The organism is Actinoplanes sp. NPDC051537 (assembly GCF_055586105.1).
On the sequence record NZ_JBVJIU010000013.1, the window covers coordinates 96,097 to 119,419 of the forward strand.

Here is a 23,323-nt window from a genome sequence, read left to right on the forward strand (position 1 = left end):
GCCGGCGGCCAGGACGCGGCCTACCTGGCGGGCTCGGCGATGCGCCAGATCGCGGACCCGCATCCCGGCGCGGCAAGGACTGGCGCCGACGCAGCCGGCCACCCGCGTCTCGGAACGCGCCCATGGCCCTCGATCGCCCGCGCTCCCGGTTCGCGTCGGCTTGTGGACAACAGCTGGGAGTTGTCATACCCGGCCGGTTAGCTCGCCCCACCCAGTGAACGGGGTGGGTGAGCTAACCAGCCGGGCGGCCTCGGGAACGGATTGCCGGGCCGGCCGGGCCGTCAGGACTGCCGCGATGCCCCATCCGGGGCAAGGCAACCGTCACCACACCCGTGCCGGCCCGGCGGCAGATCCCGTCGGCTCAAATCAGAAGTTGCCCTCCGTGTTGCACTTGGCCTTCTGGACCAGGCAGTTCTTCACCCGCTGACTCTGCGCCAGGTTGTCCCAGGCGAAGAACGCGTCCCCGTGCATCGACGACGCCATGCCGGAAGCGAGCCGGAAACCGGCGGAAGAACCGCTGGTCGGGTACGCGATCAGGAACGACAGGTTCGGGATGGCGACCGGGTAGTCGCCCTTGCAGGTGCCGTCGTAGCTGTAGGCGATGTGCGCCTTGTGCGTCGGGCTGTCCAGGTGCTTGCCGTCCCAGCAGTCCTGGAACACCAGGTGGAACATGAGCACCGCGGTCGAGGCGCAGATCGGCCAGTTGCCGTCGGCGCTGCGGCCGATCTCGCCGCCCGGCCCGGCGCAGTAGAACGCGTTGACCGAGCCGGCCGGGGTCGGCGTCTGGAGCTTGGCGTCCCCGGCGATCATCCGGAGGCCCTGGGGGAAGGGCTTGGTGGCGGCCGGGTCGGTGAGCCGCGAGCCGTAGTAGACCACCACGTCCTTGGGCTCGATGACCTGGTCACCCTGGTAGAGCGACGGGATCCAGTACGCCGAGAGGTCCGGCGCCGGGCGGCAGCTGGTGCCTGCGTTCGCGAGCAGACTGCCGGTGGTGGTGTACGCGTCGGTGCGGTCGTTGCCGAGGAAGCTGTGCATGTGCGACGCGCCCGGCATGCCCGGGAAGATGATTGGGTCGTCCGGGTGGGAGTGGCTGTAGGCGCAGGTCGCGTTGAACTCGGGCACCCGGACGGTGCCGGCCGGGACGGACCGCGGCGTGAGCGAGTTGAACTGGGCGAGCTGGGCGTTCCAGGCCGCCTGGTCGATCGGGATCCAGCCCGGTCCGCTGTCGGTGGGCGAGCCGTCGCCGAACGAGAACCAGTTGATGTTGACGAAGTCGCCGCCGGTGGTGTTGCGCAGGACCGCGAAGACCGTCTGTGCGCCGGTCGGGTGCGAGGCGGTGGTGGCGGTCAGCGTGCTCCACGCCTGCCAGCCGCCGGTGGCGGCGATGGTGAACTGGGTGAGCAGCGGGCCGGTGGCCGAGCCGGTGTGCAGCTCGACGCGGCCGCCGCCGACCGCGGACGCGACCCGGGCCTGGACGGTGAGGGTGCCGGCGGCGCCGAGGTTGACGCCGTCGTACCGCATCCAATCGCCCTCGGCCAGGTAGGCGGCGTTCTGCCCGCCGCCGCTGTCGGCCGTGGCCTCGAGCTGGACGCCGGACTGGGCCGCGTAGGACTCGGCCTGGACGGTGACGGTCGCGGCCTCGGCCTCGGGGGCCACGACCAGAACGGTGGCCGCGGCCACGAGGGCCGCGGCAAGGATCTTCGGGGATTTGTGCATGTCGTTCCCTTCGGGGGGAGGGATCGGGGTGCACGGAGTATCGATGGCGGGGAAGCGCTTCCTCAACATTGACGCACGCTGATCCGCGTTATCTGCGAAACAAGGGTGAAATCTCGGGAAGCGCTTCCCGGATCGGCTAAGGGACAGCTCGATGCCGCACGGCCGGGGGTGGCCGTGCGGCATCGACGCGGTCAGTGGTGGTGCTCGTCCGGCTTGCGGATGCGGCTGCGGCCCGCGGTGCGCTCGAAGGTGATGCGGTCGATCTCGCTGTACGGCTTTCCCGAGCCCGGCAAGGCGTCGGCCAGCGTGCGGACCGTGAACGTCGTGCGTCCTCCCCGGCGCGCCGGCTTCACGTCGACGGCGATGAACGCGTAGTCGTCGTAGCGGACCTGCGACCAGTCCACGGTCTCCGGGACCTTCGTGCCCGACGGGTAGCCGGACGCGTTGATCGCGGTGCCGTCCTTCGACCAGACGTAGCTGTTGACGATGTTCTCGGTGTTGTTCTCGGTCGTGTTCGCGCCACCCGGGGCCTGGTAGCCGCGGTAGCGCTGGCCCTCGGGCAGCAGCTGCGGGCCGGTCGGGGTGACGCCGGCCGGCGCCGGTGCGGTCTCGCTCGGCGCGGGGCGGAACGGGTAGCGCGGGCGGCCGCCGGAACCGACGCAGATGTACGTGACCCCGTCGTCGGCGGGGTGGATGGTCGAGCCGTCGGGGGCCGGGCGGGTGCGGCGGCCGTACCGGATGGGATCGGTCCGCTCGAGAAGGTGGTTGTGGCCCTGCACCACGAGGTCCACCTGGTACCTGCTGAACAGCGGGTCGAGCCGGTCGCGCAGGCCGCCGTCGGACGCGTGGTTGTTGGTCGTCGAGAAGGCGCAGTGGTGGAAGAACGCGACGACGAAGTCCACGCTCTCCGACGCGTCACCCTGCCGCCACTCCTTCAACGTCTCCTCGAGCCAGCGCAGCTGCGCGCCGCCGGAGTAGCCGGTGTTGGTCTGGATCTCGTAGGACAGGTCGTTGGCGTCGACCGAGATGACGCCGACGTTGCCGTAGACGAAGCGGTACACCGACGGGCAGGTGCGGGGGCCGTTCGCGGGCATGTCGAGGCGCTTGAGGTGGCCACCGTAGCCGTGGTTCGGGCTGTCCCCGAGGAACTCGGTGTTGCCGTACAGCGGCTCCATGTCGTGGTTGCCGGTCGCGAACATCCAGGGCGTGAACGCGGCCTGGGGCTCGATCTGATTCAGGAACACATCCCAGACGTACGGGTTGTAGCGGTTCTTCCCGACCGGGGCGCTCGTGACGGCGCTGTCGTCGGCGGGCAGTCCCGAACCGTCCGGGTCGGCGTAGCAGATGTCGCCGGCCAGCAGCGTGAACACCGGGTTCTGGGTGGCCATCAGGTTGGTCTGGGTGACGGCCGGCCGCGGGTCGGTGCCGTTGGTCCCCGAGACCGGGTCGGCCACGTTGTAGTAGTTGTCGTCGAACACGCCGGCCGGCCAGGCGACCGGGGTGGACTCCCACGCCCATTTGGGGTCGGTCGGCGCGGTGTTGGTGCCGACGTCGGCGAACGCGGTGAAGGTGAACGGCTTCGGCGCCCGCAGGTCGTGCCCGTGCCCGAGCACCGTCGCGGGCGCGGTGGTGAAGTGCGCGTCGCCGCTGACCGTGCCGTCGGAGAGCCGCACCCGGTAGTGGTAGAGGGTGCCCTCGCGCAGGCCGGTGATGGTGGCCTTGAGATAGAACTGGCTGCTGACCGGGCCGCCCGGGATCGCGTACTGGCCGTAGAGGTGCTGGATGTCGGCCTCGTGGCGCTCGCCGTAGTGTCCCGGCGCCGTGCCGACCTCGACGTAGGCGCGCAGGTTGCGCGGCAGCAGGCCGGTCTTGCTGACCAGCTGGGCGGTCACCGACATGGCCCGGCGGAGCATGCCGTCCGGGCCCGGGACGAAGGACAGGTGCCGTCCGGAGACGACCACGCCGGCCGGGCCCGGGGTGCCCCCGCCGGCCGCGAAGGCCGCGTCGGCCAGGGCGAACTGGGCGACCGCGATCCCGCCGGCCCCGGTGGCGACGGCCTTGAGCATCGTCCGCCGGCTGACCGGCTGCCGGGCCAGCGCCCGCGTGTTCCACTCCGCGTACTCGTCCACCGTGACGGGACGGTTGTTCAGACTGTTGGTCACGAAGGTCATCCTGGCCGCCGGACGGCTTCGAGCGGCCGGCATCGGCATGACCGGGTGGTGAACTCACCATGAGCCCGCATTGAACCTAAGTGGAGCATTTCTCATGGTCGTCCCCGCATGAGTTTCAGCCCTGTCTCACCAGGACTCCGCCGCGGGCGAGCGCTAGGGCGCCAGGGTGGCTATCGCGCGGGCCGTGGCGGGTGCCTTGAGGTAGTGACCCACGAGGTGGAAGTCGAGCATGTGGATGTACTCGTCGTCGTGGTTCTCGTCGGGCGCGAACCTGGTCGTGAACGGGCGGGGCACCGCGATGAGGTCGCCCGGGTCGGCGATGTTGACCCAGCGGCCCACGTTCGGCGGGCGGATGCCGGGCGCGGGCGGCTGCTCGGGCTGCAGCCGGTCGTAGACGACGGCCGGCATGCCCAGCGGCGAGCCCATCGTCACGAGCAGCGGCGTGCTCAGCGACGGGTTCGCGAGCAGGGCCTCGTAGGCGACCACCGAGCCGAGCGAGTGCGCGAGCAGCACGTCGGGGCGGTGCTCGGCGATGGCCGCCGCCACGCAGTCGCGGACCGCCGCCCGGGCAGCGCCGCCGGGGACCCGGAGGTAGGCCGCGACCTCGCGGAAGAAGGCGCCCACGAACTTCTGCAGACCGGCGGTGAGCGTGGGATTGAGCGCGCAGGCCGCGGCGACACGCTGGACCAGCCAGCGGATCGGGACGGTGCCGGGGCCCTGCCGCACGGCGTCCGCCGGGACGACGCCGAACTCGCCGGCCCAGTCGAGGATCATCTGCTCGACGTCCGGCGGGAGGTCGCTGAGCCCGTCCGGGCCGCCGCCCTGCGGCACCGAGGTCCGCAGCAGGTGGGCGTAGTAGACGACGCGGACGTCGAGCGCATCGCCGGGCAGGGCGGCCGCCCACTCCGCGGAGAGCGCCCGCGCGGCGTCCGCCGCGTCGAGCTGGGGCCGGTAGTTCCACACGCCGTGCACGCCGAGCACTCGAAGAGCCACGTCCGCTATCGTCGCTCATGGACACCCTGGAGGCACGCTCGGTGCGACGCGTTCTGTTGAGTATTGCCGGGTCCTCGTTCGGCGGCGCCTTCGCCGACCAGCCTCTGGAGTTCGCGCCGGCGCTCGGGCAGCGGCTCCTCGCGGTGCTGTCCGGCCACGGCTACACGGCGGAACCGCCGGCCGGGCACGTCGACCTCGACGCCGACCGGCTCGGCGCGGCCGTCGCCGGGGCGATTCGCGGGGCCGGGCCGGACGATCTGCTGATCGTGCACGTCATCGGGCACGGCATCGACCGCAACGGCGGCGTGCTGATGGTCGGCGCGGACGGCCGGACCCACGCCGGAACCAGCGTCAGCGGCTGGATGACGGACGCGAGCGGCGACGACGAGGACGAGGACCCGGAGCGCCGGCACGGCGCGGACGCCAAGGCACGGGTGCTGTTCCTCATCGACGTCTGCTACGCCGGGCGCGCCGCGCGGCAGGCCTTCGACCAGCACATCGACGACGAGCGCCGCCGGGCCTGGGTGGTGGCCGGCTGCCTGCCCACCCGATCGGGTTACAACGGCCACTTCACCGAGGCGCTGATCGGCGTGCTCGGCGACCTCGGCGGCATCGACCAGCACTTCTCGTTCCCGTACGTGCCGCTGACCAGCGTGGTGCGCGCGGTGCGCAAGCGGGTGCTGGACCTCGCCGGGGAACGCGGGTCGTACCCGCAGCAGGTCATCGCCACCCGGGTCGACCTCGGCGCCGTCGTCGACGTCCCGTTCTTCCCGAACCCGGCGCACGAGCCGTCCCTGATGGGCTCGGTCCCGGCCGAGTTCCGCGACCTGGTCGCGGCCGTGGACCCGCTGGTCGACCCGTGGCACTTCGCGTCCCGTGCCTCGGGCCGGGAGGAACATCCGGGCCGGCTCATGCCCGGCACGTTCCGCGGCCGGGGCGACCAGTTGCGCCGCCTGACCGGCTGGCTCACCGGCGACGCGGGAACCCGGCTCATGGTGGTCACCGGCAGCCCGGGCGTCGGCAAGTCGGCGGCCATCGGCATGCTCGTCTGCGCCGGCCATCCGCGGCTCGCGACCGTCACCGACAAACTGTGGTGGGATCGGCGGGCCGACCTGCCGGCCGCTCCGCGGGCCGATCTTGCCGTCGTGCACGCCCGCGAGCGGGGACTCGCCGAGATCCTGGGCTCGGTGGCCCGTCAGCTCGAGCTGGACGAGCCCGGCCGGGAGTGGACCCCGGCCGGGTTGCGTGAGGCCCTGCTCGCCCGGGAACGCCCGCCGGTGGTCGTGCTGGACGCCCTCGACGAGACCGTCGACCCGGTGGCCGTGCTGGCGGCGATCGGCACGTTGTCGGCGCCCGCCGGCGACCGCGTCCCGGGCCGCCTGCTGGTCGGCACCCGCGCGGGCCGGTACTGGCCGGCGTTCCAGCCGTTGTGCGCCGACGCCGCGGAGCTCGGCTCCCTGGTGGATCTCGACGCCGAGGACCGGGGCGAGCTGCGGGAGGCCCTGGCCGGCTACGTCGACGACCTGCTCCGGACGGACGCGGGCTATGGCGCGTACGAGATGGTGGAGACCCGCCGCTTCCTGGCCGGCCATGTCGCCGACGTGCTGTCCGCGCCGGTGGCGGCCGGGGGCGGACCGCGCTGGGGCGAGTTCCTGGTCGCCGGCGTCTACGTGAACCACCTGGTGCGCTCGGCGGTGCCGGTCGAGCCGAGGGCCGCTCGGGTACCCCGTACGCTGCCGGAAGTCCTTGATCTTGATCTCTCCGGCCGCGTCTCGCCGTGGCTGCTGCCGGTGCTGAAGGTGGTCGCGCACGCGTTCGGCGCCGGTGTCCCGCTCGAGGTCATCGAGGCGTGCTGCGCCGAGCTCGCCGGGACCACCGGCGCGCGCCCCGAGCGGCAGGACGTCGTCGCCGCGCTCTGGGAGGCGCGCTTCTACCTGCGGCGCGACCACGAGCCGGACGGCACCACCCTCTACCGGCTGTTCCACCAGGCGCTCTCCGACCACCTCCAGCAGCGGACGGCCGCGGCGCACGGCAAGATTCTCGACGCCGTACGGGCTGAGGGCCGCACCTGGGACGGAGCGATCACGCCGCCGTACCTGTTGCGCCACGCCGCCGACCACGCCGCCGCGGCCGGCCGGATCGACGAGCTGCTGGCCGACCCGCATTTCCTGGTCCACGCGGACCCGGCGCACCTGGCGCGGCACCTGCGCCGGGCCACGACGCCCGAGGGCCGGGTCGCGGCCGCGATCTTCCGCACCTCGCTCTACCACCACCTGCGCGCCGAGCCCGAGGCCCGGCGCGGCCTGCTCGCCCTCGACGCCGCGCGGCACGGGCAGCGGAAGCTGAGCCGCCGGCTCACCGAGGTGACCGGCGACCTCCCGGCCATGAGCTGGCGGCCGTCGTGGTCCACCGGTGGTCAGTCCTCGTCGCTGTTGCACGTGCTGCCGGCCGGCGCGGAGATCACCGCCACCGCCCTGACCGCCGTCGCGTCGCGGCAATACGCGGCGGTCGGCGGCCAGGACGGCGTCCTCCAGCTGTGGGACCTCGTCGACGGCACGCCGCGGGCGGTCCGGGCGACCGGGACCGGCCCGGTGGTCCATGCCTTCCCCTACGCGTCGCCGGACGGCCCGATGCTGGTGACGGTGGGCCGGAACGCCCGGGTCGCGGTCTGGACGATGCCGGACGCGACGCTCTACTCGAGGACGAAGGTCGCGTGCGCCCCCACCACCGCCGCGGTCCACCTGGTGACGCCCGGCGGCGCGGCCTACGTGGTCCTGGGCGATCGCGATGGCCACCTGCACGGCGCGCCGGTCGCCGGGCCGGGCGGCGGCTGGACGTGCGAGGCGCACGCCGCGGAGGTGACCGCGCTGGCCACGACCGTCCTGGCCGACGGCTCGCCGGTCGTGGTCAGCGCCGACCGTGAGGGCGACGTGCGGGTCTGGGACGCCGTCACCGGCGAGCGGCGGCTGCGCCTGGAGGGCTTCCCCGACTGGGCCGGCGGAATCGCGTGCCACCGTATGCGCGACACCACGGACGTCGCGGTCGTCACCGGCGGCGGCGGCAAGGTGATCGTGTGGAGTCTCACCGACGGCCGGGTGCGGCACGAGCTACGGACCGCCGGGGCCTGGACCGCGCCCGCCGCCTGCGCCTGGGTGCCGGGCATCGACGCGGACGTCGTCGTCCTCGGTGGCGCGAGCGGCGACGCCGAGGTGCGTGACCTGCGCACCGGCGAGACGAGGTGGACACTGCACGGTCATCGCTCCTGGCTCGGTCCGGCCGCCTGCGCGACGCTCGCCGACGGCGCCACGGTCGCGATCACCGCGGGCGGCGACGGCACCGCGCGCCTCTGGGACCTCGCGACCGGAGCGGCGTGCGGCGTGCTGACCGGGCACACCAACTCGGTGACGGGCACGGCCCATCTGTCGACCGCGGACGGCACCGACCTGGTGCTCACCTACGGGCTCGACGGCCACGGCCGGGTCTGGGACGTGAGCCCGGCCGCCGACGAGACGTCGTCCCGCGCCGGCCATCTCGACACGGTCACCTCGGTGGCGGCCGCCGGCGCCTTCGTGGTCAGCGGCGGCCGTGACGGCACCGTTCTGCGCTGGGACGCCCGGACGGGCCGGGCGCGAGGAATCGTCCACGACACCGAGAACCCGATCCTCACCGTGGCCGCCGGGCGCGGGGCGGACGGGGATCTGGTCGTCAGCGGCGACCTGGCCGGCGTCTTCCGGCGATCCGCGCTGCCGGACCGGACCGGCGGGCGCGTCGCCACCGCCGCCGAGCAGTTCGCCCCGGCGATCGTCGCCGTCGCCTGCTCCGCCGACCCGGACCGGCCGTTCCGGGCCGTGCTCTGCGACTCCTGGGGCAGCCGCACCCAGTTCCGGCCCGGCCCCGAAGAGGACTTCGACCTGCGCCCGGCCTCGGGCAGCCATGTGAACGCCGTCGCCTGGTTCCGGCTCGCCGACGGCACGCCGGTCATCCTCACCAGCGCCGCCGGACGCTCGGCCGCCGTCTGGGACGTCGAGACCGCCAACCTGCGGTACCGGGTGACCGGCCTCGGCAGCGACGTCACCAGCGTCGCCGGCCTGAGCGGGCCGGACGGGATCATCGTCCTCGGATGCTCCGACGGCGAGGTTCATCGCCGGCGGCTCGCGGACGGCGAGCGGCTGCCCTCGCTGACCGGGCACACCGAAGCGGTGACCGCGGTGGCCTGCGCCGCCGACGCCGGGGGCTGGGTCGTCGCGGCCGCCGCCGCGGACGGTGTGATCCGCATCTGGCGTGCGGCCGGCCCGGACTGGGCCGAGACGGTCATCGTGCCCGAGGCCGCGCGCTCGATGTGCTTCACGCCCGACGGCGGGCTCGTGGCCGGGTACGGCTGGGAGGTGGCCCGGTTCGACCGGTCCGGGGCTCAGGCGCCGGACGTCACCCGGTAGGCGTCGAACACGCCGTCGATGCCGCGGACGGCCGCGACGAGCTGGCCGAGCCTCTCCGGATCGGCCATCTCGAAGGTGAACCGGCTGACCGCCACCCGGTCGCGGGTCGTGGTCACGGTCGCCGAGAGGACGTTCACCCGCCCCGCCAGGAGCACGTTGGTGACGTCGGCCAGCAGCCGGTGCCGGTCCAGCGACTCCACCTGGATGGCCACCAGGAACATCGACACGCCGGTCGGCTTCCAGCCGACCTCGACCACCCGCTCGGACTGGTCGCGTAGCTCCTCCGCGTTCGCGCAGTCCTCGCGGTGCACGCTCACGCCGCCGGAGCGGGTGACGAACCCGAAGACCGCGTCGCCGGGCACCGGGGTGCAGCAGTGGGCCAGCTTGACCCACACGTCGCTGACGCCCTTGACCACGACGGCCGGTTCCGGCGCCGTCTCGCGGCCGGGCGGCGCAGGGGTCGCCTCGGGGTCCGGCTCACCATCCGGCCCGGACACCAGCTTCCGCACGACCGAGTGGACCGAGATCGAGCCCTCACCGATCGCCTCGAAGAGCGCGGCCGTGTCGGTCAGACGCAGCTCGCCGGCGAACGCGGTCAGGTTCTCGGCGGTCAGCAGGCGCCGCAGCGGCAGGTCCTGCTTGCGCATCGCCTTGACGAGCGACTCCTTGCCGAGTTCGATCGCCTCCGCGCGGCGGTGCCGGTTGTGGTACTGCCGGATCTTCCGCCGCGCCCGCGGGCTCTTGACGAACCCGAGCCAATCCTGGGTCGGCCCGGCGGTCGCCGACTTCGACGTGAAGATCTCGATCACGTCGCCGTTGGTGAGCTCGGACTCGAGCGGGACCAGCTTGCCGTTCACCCGAGCGCCGATGCAGCGGTGCCCCACGTCGGTGTGCACCGCGTAGGCGAAGTCGACCGGGGTCGAGCCCACCGGCAGCGCCATCACGTCACCCTTGGGCGTGAAAACGTAGATCTCCAGGCGGGACCGGTCGAAGCGCAGCGCGTCCAGGAACTCGGACGGGTCGCTCGCCTCGCGCTGCCAGTCGAGCAGTTGCCGCAGCCAGGTCATCTCGTCGACGTGCGCCGGCGGGCCGTTGACGTCCGCACGCGTCGTCGAGCTTTGCCGCCACGGGGCGGCGATGCCGAACTCGGCCGTACGGTGCATGGCGAACGTGCGGATCTGCAGATCGACCGGCTTGCCGGTAGGGCCGATGACCGTCGTGTGCAACGACTGGTACATGTTGAACTTCGGCATCGCGATGTAGTCCTTGAACCGGCCCGGCACCGGCTGATAGTTCGCGTGGATGACGCCCAGCGCGGCGTAGCAGTCGCGGACCGTGTCGACCAGGATGCGCAGGCGGATCAGGTCGTAGATCTCGTCGAGCTTGCTCCCTTTCTCGATCATGTCCAGGTAGATGGCGTACAGGTTCTTGGTCCGGCCGTTCACCTCGGCCTTGATCTTCGCGGTCCTCAGATCGGACTCGATCCGGCCGGTGATCCCACGGAGCAGCGTCAGGCGGCTGGGCAGCGTCACCCGGACGAAGTCGGCCAGCTTCCCGTAACGCTGGGGAAAGAGCGTGCGAAACGCGAGGTCCTGCAACTCCGAGTGGATGGTCCGCAGACCGAGGCGCTCGGCGAGCGGGGCGAAGATCTCCAGCGTTTCCTTCGCCTTCTGCTCCTGCTCGGCCCGGGGCCGGACGGTGAGCGTACGCATGTTGTGCAGCCGGTCGGCCAGCTTGATGACCAGGACGCGCGGGTCCTTGGCCATCGCCACCACCATCTTGCGGATGGTCTCGGCCTTGGCGGCGTCGCCCAGTCTCACCCGATCGAGCAGGCCCACCCCGTGGACCAGGAGCCGCACCTCGGCGCCGAAGTCGGCCTGAATCTGCTCGAGCGAGTAGCCCGGGCCGTCGGTCGTGTCGTGCAGCAGGGCGGCCACCAGGGTGGTCGTGTCCATGCCGAGGTTCGCCAGGATGGTCGCCACGGCCAGCGGGTGGACGATGTAGGACTCCCCGCTGCGGCGAGCCTGGCCGAAATGATGCCGCTCGGCCAGGTCGAACGCCCGTTCCACCTCGCGCAGGTCGGCCTTGGGGTGAGCGAGGTCGTGGGTCACCAGCAGGGGCCGGAGCAGGTCGGGAGTCTGGCGCCAGCGCCACGGCGGCCGGAAGACCCCGTCGTCCGCGGGCGCGAGGGCCGCGGCGCGGGTGTCCGCGCTCGCCGGCTCGGAGCCGGGCAGCGGTGGCGCGTCTCCCCTCATCTACCGACCATGCCACATCGAGGGGCGATCAGCTCCGGCGCGAACCGGACACCAGAGCCTTCAATCCGGCCCCGCCGAGCAGGCCGGCGGCGATCGCCACCGCGCCGGCGGCCACCACCCCCGCGCGGCCCCAGCGGCCCGGCCCGCCCTCGACCCGCGGCCGCGGCTCGAACACGTTGCCGTCCTGGGGTGTGGCCGCCCGGCGGGACAGGCCGAAGGTGCGCATCAGCGGCGTCACCAGCGCGTCGTACACCGGCGGCAGCAGCACGAAGCCGGCCTCGATGAGGCGGTTCGGGAGGCCGACCGAGGCGCCGGCGCGGGGGCGGTCGGCGAGCCGGACGATGACGGCGGCGACCCGCTCGGCCGAGTCGACCGGCGGGGGCGGGCGGCCCACGAAGCCCGCGTAGTTGGCGGCGCTCGTGTAGATGGACGTGTCCGTGCTGCCCGGCGCGACCGAGCAGACGTGCACGTCCGGCAGGTCGCGCGTCTCCTGGCGGAGCGTGCGGACCAAACCCCGCAAACCCCACTTGGAAGTGATGTAGGGCGACATGAAGGGGACGGCGACGTGGGCCAGCAGTGAGCTGCCGACGATCAGCGTGCCCCGGCGCTGGCGGCGGAAGACGCGCAGGGCGGCGCGGGCCACGTGCGCGGGGCCCAGCAGGTCGGTCGCGACGACCCGGTCGAAGACCTCGGTGGGCAGGTCCTCGAACCGGCCGTAGGCCATGACCGCGGCGGTGTCGACCCAGACGTCGATGCGGCCGAAGCGCCGCACGGCCGCGGAGGCCACCGCCTCGACCTCGGCTTGGCGGGTCACGTCGGCGGGCACGACGAGCGTGCCGGGGCCGCAGCGGGCGGCCACCGCCTCGAGCGCCTCCTCGTCGCGGGCGGCCAGCACCACCGCGTCGCCGCGGGCCGCGAACGCGAGGGCGGCCGCCCGGCCGATGCCGCTGGAGGCGCCGGTCAGCACCACGACCCGGGTTGTCATGAGATCCACATACCCGGCCGGCGGCACCCTATGCGGCGATCGGCCGGACCGTGGCTGTCGTTGATCCGATCGGCGGGGCCGGTGACCGGCCCCGATCGGGGCACGAGAATTCTCGGATGGAACCGCGTTGGCGCCTTCGTACCACTCCCGCGGGCTTGCGCATGACCCCGCTCCGCACGTTCGGCTCGGACGCATTTACCTGGGCCGATCTCCTCCGGGCGCCGCTCTCGTCGTCCGTGAAGATCTACGTCCTTTATTTCCCGTCGCGGTTCGATCTCCCGGTCGACGCGGTCGCCACGGCTTCGGCCCGCAAGTTCGGTCCGCGCGTGCCGGACGGCACGAGCGTGAACATCTGGGATCCGGCCGACGAGCACATGTCCGACGCGCTGCGCCTGTTCGGGCTGCGCCGGCCGCCGGCGCTCGTCCTGACGACCGGGGCCGTCGAGCCTCTCTACTGCATCAAGATCAGCGACGAGGCGATCCTGGCCGACCCGGAACGCACCGCCAAGGCGGTGAACGCGGCGTACGAGGTGCTGGTGCGCTGCGATCCCAAGGAGATCGCCGGCTACATCCGCGCCCGCAAGGCCGAGGGCATCGCGCAGGCCGTCGGCCGGGTCACGGGCCTGATCCGGGACGAGCTCATCAAGCTGCACCTGAAGTTCGAGTTCCCGGACGGGTCCTCCATCGGAATGGGGTGAGCGACATGCCCGGGCGGGATGCCGACGTACTCTTCAACCAGGCCAACGGCTACTACGAGGCCGGCGACACCGATCGGGCGCTGGAAACCATCGACGCGGCCCTGACGGCCGGCCGGGACGATGAGCGGTTGCGCGCCTACCTCCTGCTCCAGAAGGCACAGTGGCTCCGGGAGAGCGGACGGCCCGAGGAGAGCGGCCCCCTGCTCGACGAGGTCGAGCACTACCTGGAACGGAACCCGAGGCCCCCGTTCGGGACGGAGTGGGCGATGCTGCTCGGCGAGCGTGGCCGCGACGCCGACCGCCGCGGCGACCTGGGTGCGGCCGAGGACCTGCTGCTCCGGGCGCTGGAACTGGGCCGGGAAAGCCGGGCCGCGAGCTTCCTCGTGCCCGACACGCTGGCCAACCTGGCCGCCGTCCACCTGGCTCAGTCACGGCTGGAGGAGGCGCAGCGGGCACTGCTCGAGGCGCTGGAGATCGACGAACGGATCGGCAACGACCGCAACCGGGCCAACGATCTCAACATGCTGGGCCTCGTCCACCAGCACATGGGTGACGTCGACACGGCGCGTGCGTACTTCGACCGCTCGATCGAGGTGGCCACCGAGGCGGGCTTCGTCCGGATGGCGCTGGAAGCGGCGACCAACCGAGCCGCCCTCGCCGATCTGGCCGGCGACCATGAGCTCGCGGGCGACCTCTTCCGCGGCGTCGGCGCGTTCTGGACCGACGCCGGCGACGAGTCGGGCGTCGCCTGCGCCGTCGCGAACGAGGGGGTCGCCGCGGCATTGGCCGGCGACACCGAACAAGCGGCCGAGCGTTTCGCGACCGCCCGCCGGCTCCACGAGGAGGTCGGCAACTGGAAACACGTCGTGCACGATCAGCTCAACCTGAGCATCCTCGAGCTGCACCGGGACGAGCCCGCGGCCGGTCTGACCGCGGCGCTCGGTGGCCTGTCGACCGCCCGCGACCACGGCTTCGTCGACCTCCAGTGGCGCCTCGAGTACGCGGTCGCCACCTGCCGGATCGAGGCCGCCAAGGCGGCCGGCGCACCGTCGATGATCCCGGAGATCGAGGAGGCGCTCGAGGCACTGCGGCGCGCGGCCGACATCGTCGAGCTGCTCCGTGCGAACATCGGCCGGCCCGAGGAACGTCAGTGGCTGCTGGCCGACAAGGAGGGCCTCTACGAGATCGCGATCGGCATGTGCGCGGCGTTGCAGCGCGGCGCCGAGGCGTTCCGGTTCGGCGAGCGCGCACGGGCCCGGGCCTTCCTGGACGCGGTCGGCGGCAACCGCCTGGATCGGCTCGATCGGGCCACGCCCGGCGGTGAGCGCCGCCAGGCTCTGGTCGCCCGGCTGCTCGACGAACACGTGCCCGCCGAGGAGAAGCCGCGACTGCTCGACGAGCTTCGGACGTTGCGGGCGCAGCTGACCGCCGCCCGACCGGCGGCGGCCACGACGAGCGAGGCCGAACTGCCGGCATTCGAGGAGATCTGCGCGGCCATCCCCGAGGAGACGTACGTCCTGGAGTATTTCGCCACCAGGTCGGCGCTGTTCCAGTTCCTGCTCTCGCGGGAGGGCTTCGTCAACGCCGAGATGGTGCAGGTGGACGAGCTGCCCGCGCTCGTGCAGCGGTTCCTGGCCGAGGTCGAGGCCGGCGACCCGGACCTGCCGACCGGCAACCTGCTCTTCGCCGCCCTGCTGCGCCCGCAGATGCCGCACCTCGCCCGGATCGCCAACCTCATCGTGGTGCCGCACCGCGACCTGAACTATCTACCGTTCAGCGCGCTGTGGTTCGTGCCCGGCGGTGACGACGCACCGCCCCGGCAGTACCTGCGCAATCGCTTCTTCCTGGCGACGGTGCCGTCCGCGAGCTATCTCGCCGTCCTGGCCCGCACCGCCGGCGACCGGGCGCCCCACGGCGAGCCGGTCGTGCTCGGCGATCCGACCGGCGATCTGCCGGGCAGCGCCCACGAGGCGCGCGCGGTGGCGACCCTCCTCGGCGTCCGGGCGCGGATCGGCACCGACGCCGGTCGGGCGGCCCTGCTCGACGCCGGGCGTCCCCTGCTGCTTCACCTCGCCTGCCACGGCAGCTACCAGGCGGCCGACCCGCTGCTGTCCGGGCTGCACATGGCCGACGGCCTCGTCACGGTCGAGGACCTGCTGGACGGCGGTCCCGCACCGCGGCTGCTGATCCTCAGCGGCTGCCTGACCGGCCGGTCGGAGCGCCGCCCGGGCGACGAACTGGTCGGGCTCGCGCAGGCCGCGCTGCGCAACGGCACCCGGGCGGTGGTCGCCGCGTTGTGGGCGACCAGCGACGACTCGGCCGAGCTGTTCTTCCGGCACTTCTACCTGGCGCTGTCGACCGGGGCGACCGTGAGCCAAGCGATGGGGTGGGCGCAGACCCAGGTCGCCGACCCCGAGGCCGGGTACGACCAGCCGGTCGACTGGGCCCCGTTCGTGCTGATCGGCGACCCGGCCACGACCGTCGAGCTGAAGGCCGCGGGCTGACCGCAACCATCGACGACCCTGCTCGCACCGCAGGTGCAACGCATCGACAAAGTCTCACTCAGCCGGGCCGCCCGGCGTGCCGATCGGAGCCCCGTAGCCGACTTCACAAGAGGAGAACCGTGACGCAGAACAGCCACCCGGCGTCCTGGTGGGCCCAGTTCGAGGAGTGCGCGGAGAAGTTCGACCGGGGCACGGTGACCGAGGCGCTCCTGGACGAGATCCTCCCCCGCATCCCGTCGCTGCTGCTGCGCCGCGAGGCCGAGCTCGCCGGTGACGTCGTGCTGCGGCACCTGAACCGGCCGGCCAGCCCCGAGCTGGCCGAGCGGGCCGAGGACGCGACGTCGCGGCTGATCGCCACCGTCGGGCACCTCACCGAGCGGTCGACCTCGATCAACCCCGGGACCAGCGAGGCGTACGCGGTCTGCCACCTGCTCGACGGCGACTGGGCCGAGGCCGCCGCCGACATCGAGCCGTTCACCGGCACGGCGCCGCTGCTCCGGGCGGTCGTCACCGCGTTGCGCCTGGAGTCGTTCGGGACGGAGGTCGCCGTACGGCTGCTGAAGGCCGGCCACTCCCCCGCCGCCGCCATCCGGTCGAGCCGGGCCGTCGGCCGCTATCAGTGGTGGCCGGACTGGCTGCTCACCATCGTCACCGAGCGCCTGGTCGCCGGCACGCTCGACCCGGCAACCGTCACCGCACTGCAGAGCTGCGCGTACGCCGGCCTGAGCCCCACCCAGGCCCGGATGGCGCGCCGCCTGATCGCCGCCGAGCCGCAGCTGGTCGAGGCGACCGCGTCCCGTCTCGAGGGCCTCGGCGAGCACCCGGCCGCCCACAAGCTCCGCCGGGGTGACCTCGGCACGGTCGCCTTCGCCGCCCGCCTGATCCCGGTCTGACGCGCACGTAGGCTGGGCCGGTGGCACAACGCATCGAGGGAGTTCTCTTCGACGCCGGTGGCGTGCTCACCGGCCCGGTCGGCGGCCGCTGGAACCCGCGGTTCGACTTCGAGGCCATCGTCCTGGCCCATCACCCGGCGGCCGACCGCTTCGCCGAGGCGATAGCCGAGGGCCAGCGCGTCCTGGACGCGGGCAGCACGACCGTCAACCGCACCGTCTACCACCGCGCGATGCTGCGCGTCCTGGGCATCACCACGCCGTCGGACGCGCTCCTGGCGGAACTCGAGGCGCCGCCGGCGACTCCCGCCGTCGAGGTCTTTCCGGACGTACGCCCCACGCTGGCCCGCCTGCGCGACCGGGGCATCCGCATGTCGGTCGTCTCCGACAACTGGGCCGGCCTCGACGATTTCTTCCACGAGGCGGGCATCGGCCACTACTTCGCGGGCTTCGTCATCTCCGAGCTGATGGGTTGCCGCAAACCCGATCCGCGCATGTACGCCGCCGGCAGCGACCTGCTCGGCCTGCCGCCCGCCGCCTGCCTGTTCATCGACGACGACCCCGCCCTGGTATCCGCGGCCGTGCGGCTCGGCTACCAGGGCGTCGTCATGTCCCGGGACGGCGGGCGCCCGGGCCTCCGGACGCTCGACGAGTTGCTCAGGACGTGAGCTTCCACTCCTGGGAGCCGTCGGTGCGCAGGGTCTGCAGGGTCAGCGGCGCACCGGCGGCGCTGCCGGTCAGGTAGAGCGACGGGTCGGCGGCGGACTGGAAGCGGCCGTAGCCGCCGGACGTGGGGACCTGCCGCCACAGGCCCGCGGGAGTGTCGTCGACCCACTGGCCGATGCGCTGTCCCGCGGTGGCACGGCCGGTCCAGATGGCGGCGGCGCGGCCGCCCGACTTGTTGAGCAGCGTCGCCGCGCCGTCGGGCTTCACCACCAGGTGCCAGCGCTGGGTGCTGGACGCGGCGGGGGTCTCCAGCGCCACGTCGGGGACGTCGCCGTTGCCGAGGTCGGCGTCGTTGGTGTGGTTGCCGGTGCCGATCGCCTGGCCGGTCAGGCGATTGACGACCTGGTAGTACGGGCCCGCCGAGTTACCGAGGTCGAGGTCGGCGTAGACGATGGTGGACTGGCCGCGGTTGCTGAGGATCGAGACCCGGCCGGTGCGTTGCACGTACGTGAGATTGCGGCTGTAGCCCGCGCCCACCGTGGTCCGGAACTCGGTCCACGCGCCGTCGCTGCGGCCGCTCGCGTTGACCCACACGTTGCCGCTGCCGCCCGCGTTGTAGACCAGCCGCCCGTCCGGCAGCCGGATGAGCACGGGACTGCCGCCCTGGGCCGGCGGGTGCGACCCGGCCGTCACCGGGAGCGTGGAGATCCCGGTCTCGGCGGCCGTCCGGAACGTGAGCGGGCTGCCGGACACCCGGAACCGGACGTTGTCGCCGCCGCCCCAGTACTCGTACGTCATCATCCATTTGCCGTCGCTGGTCGGGACGACATTGGTCATGCCCGGGCGGCCGCCGCCGGTGTTGCCGATGCCGGCCGCGTCGACCACCGGGCCGCTCCACGCCGCGCTCGTGCCGTCCCACGTGCGGTGGGCGAGGATCTGGTCGATCGAGTCGGCGCCGGTCGCGTTCGAGGCGGACAGGATCGGCGCGCCCGACGAGTCGACGCCGGTGTAGTCGTTCTCGTCCGAGTAGTAGGCGACGAGCCTTCCGCCGTACGTCGTGAGGTAGGGCTCCCAGACGGGATCCACCTGCCGGTACGTGTTGGCCGCCGCCACGTTCCGGCCGGGCGCCCCGGCGCTGCCGCCCTGCCAGCCCCCGGTCGCGACGATGTTGACGAACGCCCACGAGACGCCCTGGTCGGTGCTCTTGAACAGGGCGATCGCGACGTCCTTGCGGTCGCCGTCGTTGTCCGGCGCCCACGCGGGGTCGGCCGCCTTGTGCTCGCGGTAGAAGTAGTCCTCGCCGGAGACGACCGAGGCCAGGAGCAGGGTTCCGGCGGCGAGATCGCCCACCCTCGCGGGCAGGACATAGAGGTACGGGTTGGTCCAGTTGCTGGTGTGGACGCCGCCCGGGGGCGCGACCGCCGACAGCGACCGCCACGTGGTGCCGTCGTCGTCGCTGGCGTAGATCGGCAGCGTCTCGCCGGCCGCGCCGCCGGTGGCGGCCACGACGGTCGCCTTCTCGAACGACGCGATCAGCCGGCCGCCGGGCAACTGCGCCGCCTTCGGGTAGATCGCGCAGTTGCCGCGCCCCTTGAGGCACGGCTGCGAGGCGGGCAACTGATAGATGGTGCCGCCGGTCGGCGCGTAGGCCGCCGCGGGGACGGCCGGCAGCAGGAACATCGCGGCGGCGACCGAGGCCACCGCGATCCGCCTTCTCGGATCCATGACAACTCCTGGGTATCGAAGGATCGGGGCGGGGAGTGCCTCGATGTCTACGTAGTCATCGAGCAGATGTCAAGCCCTTGACGGAACGGCGACGACTACGTAGACATAGCTGGCGACTACGTAGTCATCACCAGACGGGGGCAGCCATGGCGGACACGAGCAGGCGGCGGGCGGGCGGCACCGACGTCGCCCGGCTGGCGGGCGTCTCGCAGAAGACCGTGTCGCGGGTCTTCAACGACGAGCCGAACGTCACCGGCGAGACCCGGGAACGGGTGCTCGCGGCGGCCCGGCAGCTCGGCTACCGGCCGAACGGGGCGGCGCGTGCCCTGCTGACCGGGCGGCACTACCGGATCGGCGTGGTGTCGCTCGGCACCGCGCACTTCGGGCCCTCGTCACTGCTGGTGGCCCTGGAACGGGCCGCGCGCCGGATCAGCTACTCGCTGAGCGTCGCGAACTCGTTCGAGGAGGATGCCACCGGGCTCAAGGCCGCCGTCGACAACCTGCTCGTGCAGGGCGTCGACGCGATCATCCTGTCCGAGCCGGTCGACGACGAGAACGGGGAGGCGCTGGTCATCGACGTGCCGGTGCTGACCCTCGGCGCCGCTCCGGTGGTGCAGGCGCCGACGGTGCTGTCGGTGCGGGCGGCGGAGGGCGGCGACGCGGCCGCCGACGTGACCCGGTACCTGCTCGGGCTCGGGCACCGCACCGTGCACCACGTCGCCGGGCCGCCGCGCTGGTGGGCGGCCCGGGAGCGCCGGCAGAACTGGCACGACACCCTGGTCGCGGCCGGCGCACCGATCCCGGAGGCGCTGACCGGCGACTGGACCGCGCGCAGCGGCTACGAGCAGGGCCTGACGCTCGCCCGCGACCCCGGCGTCACCGCCATCTTCGCGGCGAACGACGAGATGGCCGTCGGCGTCATCCACGCCCTGCACGAGACCGGGCGCGACGTGCCCGGTGACGTCAGCGTCGCCGGCTTCGACGACATCCCGATCGCGGCCCACGTGTGGCCCTCGCTGACCACGGTCGGCTCGGACAACGCGGAACTGGCCGAGGTCGGGCTGCGCTACCTGACCGATTTCCTCAACGACACCGGTCACGTGCCGCCGGCTCCCCCCAAGCACGTGCACCAGATGGTGATCCGCAATTCGACGGCCGCACCGGCCGAATAAGAGTGCCGGCCGCCGTCTGCCCACCGGCTGCGAACCCCGGGCGAACGGCGACCGACCGACACGGAGGAGCACCCCATGTCACGTCCATTTTCCCATTGGCGACTCCTGGCCGCGGCGGCGGCCTCGATTCTCGCGCTGACCGCGTGCTCGGGCCCCGAGAAGACGGCCGCGGCGGCGACGCCGGTCACCCAGGCCGACATCGACAAGGCGATGACCACCCCGACCACCCTGACGTTCTGGACCTGGGTGCCGGACATCGAGCAGGAGGTGGCGCTGTTCGAGAAGAAGTACCCGGCGATCAAGGTGCAGGTCGTCAACGCCGGGCAGGGCGCCGAGGCGTACACGAAACTCCGCACCGCTTTGAAGGCCGGCTCCGGCGCGCCCGACCTGGCGCAGATCGAGTACCAGTACATCCCGACCTTCGCCATCACCAAGAGCCTGGTCGACCTGCGGCCCTACGGCGCCGAGGCGGACAAGGCCAAGTTCGTCGACTGGACCTGGGCGCAGGTGACCGGCGCGGACGGCGCGATCCTCGCCTACCCGCAGGACACCGGGCCGATGGGCATGCTCTACCGGGCCGACCTGTTCGAGAAGTACGGCATCGAGGTGCCCAAGACCTGGGACCAGTTCGCCGCGGCGGCCCGCAAGCTGCACGCCGCCAACCCGAAGATCTACCTCACCAACATGTCGGCCAACGAGGCCGCCGGCTGGCACGGGCTCATGTGGCAGGCCGGCTCCAAGGCCTACACGGTCAACGGCTCGACGGTCGGGCTCGCCGTGAACGACGCCGCCTCCAAGAAGGTCGCCGACTACTGGGGCGGCCTGGCCCGGGACGGCGTGGTCTCCACCGACCCCGACTTCACCGACAACTGGTTTCAGGGCTTCACCAACGACAAGTACGCGACGTGGCTGACCGCGGCCTGGGCCCCGGTGTTCCTGGGCGGCAGCGCCAAGCCGACCGCGGGCAAGTGGCGAGCCGCGCCGCTGCCGCAGTGGGACCCGGCCAAGCCGGTCTCGGGCAACTGGGGCGGCTCGACGACGGCGGTGGTCCAGGGCGCCAAGAACCCGATCGCGGCCGCGAAGTTCGCCGAGTTCCTCAACACCGACCCCGAGACCACGAAGATGTTCAACACCGTGCAGAACTTCTTCCCGGCCACCAAGGCGCTGCTCGCCGATCCGGCGTTCGCCGGGCAGAAGAACGACTTCTTCGGGGGCCAGGCGGTCAACGGCGTGTTCGCCGGCATCAGCGACACCGTCGACAGTGGATGGCAGTGGCCGCCGTTCCTCGACCAGTCGGTGAAGGACTGGACCGAGACGGTGGGCACCGGGCTGGCCGGCAAGGGCGACGCGGCCGGCGCCACCGATCAGTGGCAGCAACGGCTCACGACGTACGCGAAGGATCAGGGTTTCACCGTCAGCGCCGGGTCATGACCAAACGTGCCGGCTATGTCTTCGTCGCGCCGTTCCTGGTCTTCTTCGTCCTGCTGTTCCTGCTTCCGCTGGGCTACGCGGGCTACCTGAGCCTGTTCAAGGACCAGCTGATCGGCGGGACGGTCTTCGCCGGCCTCGCCAACTACACGCACGCGCTCACCGACCCGCAGCTCATGCACGGAGTCCAGCGGGTCGGGCTCTTCTTCGTCCTTCAGGTGCCGGTGATGCTGCTGGTGTCGCTCGGCGCCGCGCTGGCCATCGACAGTGGACTGTTGCGGGCGGCGAGGCTGTTCCGGCTCGGCGTCTTCGTCCCCTACGCGGTACCCAGCGTGGTGGCGGCGCTGATGTGGGGCTACCTCTACGGGCCGAGTTTCGGGCCGCTCTCCCGCTTCGGGGTCGACCTGCTCACCGGCACTTTGATGCTGCCCGCCCTCGGCAACATCGTCACCTGGGAGTTCGCCGGATACAACATGATCATCCTGTACGCCGCCCTGCGCACCGTGCCGGCCGAGCGGTACGAGGCGGCTGCCGTCGACGGGGCCGGCCCGTGGCGTACGGCCTGGCACATCAAGCTTCCCGCCCTGCGGCCCGCCCTCCTGCTCTGCCTGGTCTTCTCGGTCATCGGCAGCTTCCAGCTGTTCGCCGAGCCCAACCTCATCCAGCGCCTGGCGCCGACCGTCATCGACTCCGCCTACACCCCCAACCTGTACGCCTACAGCCTCGCCTTCACCTCGCAGCAGATGAACTACGCCGCCGCGGTCTCGTTCCTGCTCGGCTTCGTGATCCTGGTCGTGTCCTACGCCGTGCTGCTGACCGCCAACCGAGGCCGCCGATGACCCGCCGCAGCACCGCCCTGACCCTCGGGATGGGCGCCGTCCTCGTCTACTTCCTGTTCCCGCTCTTCTGGCTCGTCGTCGCGGCCACCAAGACGACCGGCGACCTGTTCTCGACGTTCGGCCTCTGGTTCGCCCACGACTTCTCGCTGGTCGCCAACGTCCGCGAGACGTTCACCCACAACCACGGCGAGTACGGCCGCTGGATGGCCAACACCCTGGTCTACGCCACGGTCAGCGCCGCCGGCGCGGCCGCGCTCGCCACGTTCGCCGGCTACGGGTTCGCCCGCTACGCCTTCCGCGGCCGGGGCGCGCTGCTCGGTCTCGTGCTCGGCACCATCATGGTCCCGACCACGGCACTGGCCATCCCGACCTATCTGCTGTTCAGCAAGGCGGGACTGGTCAACACGCCGTGGGCGGTCATCCTGCCGTCGCTGGTCAGCCCGTTCGGCCTGTTCCTCATGTGGGTCTACGCCCGCGACGCCGTCTCCGACAGCGTGCTCGAGGCGGCCCGCATCGACGGCGCCGGCGAGCTGACCATCTTCTTCCGGGTAACGCTGCGCAGCCTCGGCCCCGGCTTCGTCACGGTCCTGCTGTTCACCCTGGTGGCGACCTGGAACAACTACTTCCTGCCGCTCATCATGCTCAACGACCCGAGCTACTACCCGATCACCGTCGGGCTGAGCTCGTGGTCGGCGCAGGCCGTCGGCGGCAGCGGCGCGAACGCCGACCTGCTCGCCTGCGTCGTCACCGGCTCCCTGCTCTCGGTCGTCCCGCTGATCGCGGCCTTCATCCTGTTGCAGCGCTACTGGCAGTCCGGCCTCTCCGCCGGCGCGGTCAAGGAATAG

At 72.3% G+C, this 23,323-nt stretch carries 15 protein-coding genes; 9 read left to right on the forward strand and 6 right to left on the reverse strand.

Going from position 1 to position 23,323, the window contains the following annotated elements:
* Positions 1–366: 366 nt before the first annotated feature.
* The 3 genes from ACZ6TB_RS30195 to ACZ6TB_RS30205 form a co-directional block, all read right to left on the reverse strand.
* Positions 367–1,716, reverse strand: coding sequence for a DUF1996 domain-containing protein (locus tag ACZ6TB_RS30195; protein ID WP_465559562.1), 1,350 nt, complete (start codon positions 1,714–1,716; stop codon positions 367–369).
* Between the two features lie 191 nt (positions 1,717–1,907).
* Positions 1,908–3,887 (reverse strand): purple acid phosphatase family protein, encoded by a 1,980-nt coding sequence (locus ACZ6TB_RS30200; protein WP_465559565.1) that lies wholly within the window; start codon positions 3,885–3,887, stop codon positions 1,908–1,910.
* Between the two features lie 153 nt (positions 3,888–4,040).
* Entirely contained in the window at positions 4,041–4,880 is an 840-nt protein-coding gene (locus ACZ6TB_RS30205; protein WP_465559568.1) for a hypothetical protein, read from the reverse strand.
* A 17-nt stretch (positions 4,881–4,897) separates the two neighbouring features.
* Here ACZ6TB_RS30205 and ACZ6TB_RS30210 point away from each other — a divergent pair, with 17 nt between their 5' ends.
* Complete coding sequence (locus ACZ6TB_RS30210) at positions 4,898–9,316, forward strand: hypothetical protein (protein ID WP_465559570.1); 4,419 nt, start codon at positions 4,898–4,900, stop codon at positions 9,314–9,316.
* On the opposite strand, the gene ACZ6TB_RS30215 is transcribed toward ACZ6TB_RS30210, so the two are convergent.
* Positions 9,292–11,571 carry a RelA/SpoT family protein gene (locus ACZ6TB_RS30215; protein WP_465559573.1) on the reverse strand — a complete coding sequence of 760 codons (2,280 nt, stop codon included), beginning with the start codon at positions 11,569–11,571 and terminating at the stop codon, positions 9,292–9,294. The two genes, ACZ6TB_RS30210 and ACZ6TB_RS30215, sit on opposite strands and share 25 nt — an antisense overlap.
* 28 nt (positions 11,572–11,599) lie before the next feature.
* Positions 11,600–12,556 (reverse strand): SDR family NAD(P)-dependent oxidoreductase, encoded by a 957-nt coding sequence (locus ACZ6TB_RS30220; RefSeq protein WP_465559576.1) that lies wholly within the window; start codon positions 12,554–12,556, stop codon positions 11,600–11,602.
* A gap of 161 nt (positions 12,557–12,717) precedes the next feature.
* Between ACZ6TB_RS30220 and ACZ6TB_RS30225 the strand changes: the two genes are divergently transcribed.
* The 4 genes from ACZ6TB_RS30225 to ACZ6TB_RS30240 all read left to right on the forward strand — a co-directional run bounded on the left by ACZ6TB_RS30225 (position 12,718) and on the right by ACZ6TB_RS30240 (position 17,316).
* Entirely contained in the window at positions 12,718–13,254 is a 537-nt protein-coding gene (locus ACZ6TB_RS30225; RefSeq protein ID WP_465559579.1) for a hypothetical protein, read from the forward strand.
* Between the two features lie 5 nt (positions 13,255–13,259).
* Positions 13,260–15,758: a CHAT domain-containing protein gene (locus ACZ6TB_RS30230; protein ID WP_465559582.1), complete on the forward strand. Its 2,499-nt coding sequence runs from the start codon at positions 13,260–13,262 to the stop codon at positions 15,756–15,758.
* A gap of 119 nt (positions 15,759–15,877) precedes the next feature.
* On the forward strand, positions 15,878–16,651 hold the full coding sequence (locus tag ACZ6TB_RS30235; RefSeq protein ID WP_465559585.1) for a hypothetical protein: 774 nt from the start codon (positions 15,878–15,880) through the stop codon (positions 16,649–16,651).
* 20 nt (positions 16,652–16,671) lie between these two features.
* Positions 16,672–17,316, forward strand: coding sequence for an HAD family hydrolase (locus ACZ6TB_RS30240; RefSeq protein WP_465559588.1), 645 nt, complete (start codon positions 16,672–16,674; stop codon positions 17,314–17,316).
* Here ACZ6TB_RS30240 and ACZ6TB_RS30245 read toward each other — a convergent pair.
* Positions 17,306–19,039: an RICIN domain-containing protein gene (locus ACZ6TB_RS30245; protein ID WP_465559591.1), complete on the reverse strand. Its 1,734-nt coding sequence runs from the start codon at positions 19,037–19,039 to the stop codon at positions 17,306–17,308. The two genes, ACZ6TB_RS30240 and ACZ6TB_RS30245, sit on opposite strands and share 11 nt — an antisense overlap.
* A gap of 146 nt (positions 19,040–19,185) precedes the next feature.
* Between ACZ6TB_RS30245 and ACZ6TB_RS30250 the strand changes: the two genes are divergently transcribed.
* The 4 genes from ACZ6TB_RS30250 to ACZ6TB_RS30265 all read left to right on the forward strand — a co-directional run bounded on the left by ACZ6TB_RS30250 (position 19,186) and on the right by ACZ6TB_RS30265 (position 23,323).
* Entirely contained in the window at positions 19,186–20,211 is a 1,026-nt protein-coding gene (locus ACZ6TB_RS30250; RefSeq protein WP_465559593.1) for a LacI family DNA-binding transcriptional regulator, read from the forward strand.
* 75 nt (positions 20,212–20,286) lie between these two features.
* Positions 20,287–21,642 carry an extracellular solute-binding protein gene (locus tag ACZ6TB_RS30255; protein ID WP_465559596.1) on the forward strand — a complete coding sequence of 452 codons (1,356 nt, stop codon included), beginning with the start codon at positions 20,287–20,289 and terminating at the stop codon, positions 21,640–21,642.
* Complete coding sequence (locus ACZ6TB_RS30260) at positions 21,639–22,478, forward strand: carbohydrate ABC transporter permease (RefSeq protein ID WP_465559599.1); 840 nt, start codon at positions 21,639–21,641, stop codon at positions 22,476–22,478. Before ACZ6TB_RS30255 ends, ACZ6TB_RS30260 begins: the two co-directional genes overlap by 4 nt.
* Entirely contained in the window at positions 22,475–23,323 is an 849-nt protein-coding gene (locus ACZ6TB_RS30265; protein ID WP_465559602.1) for a carbohydrate ABC transporter permease, read from the forward strand. The genes ACZ6TB_RS30260 and ACZ6TB_RS30265 overlap by 4 nt, the downstream gene beginning before the upstream one ends.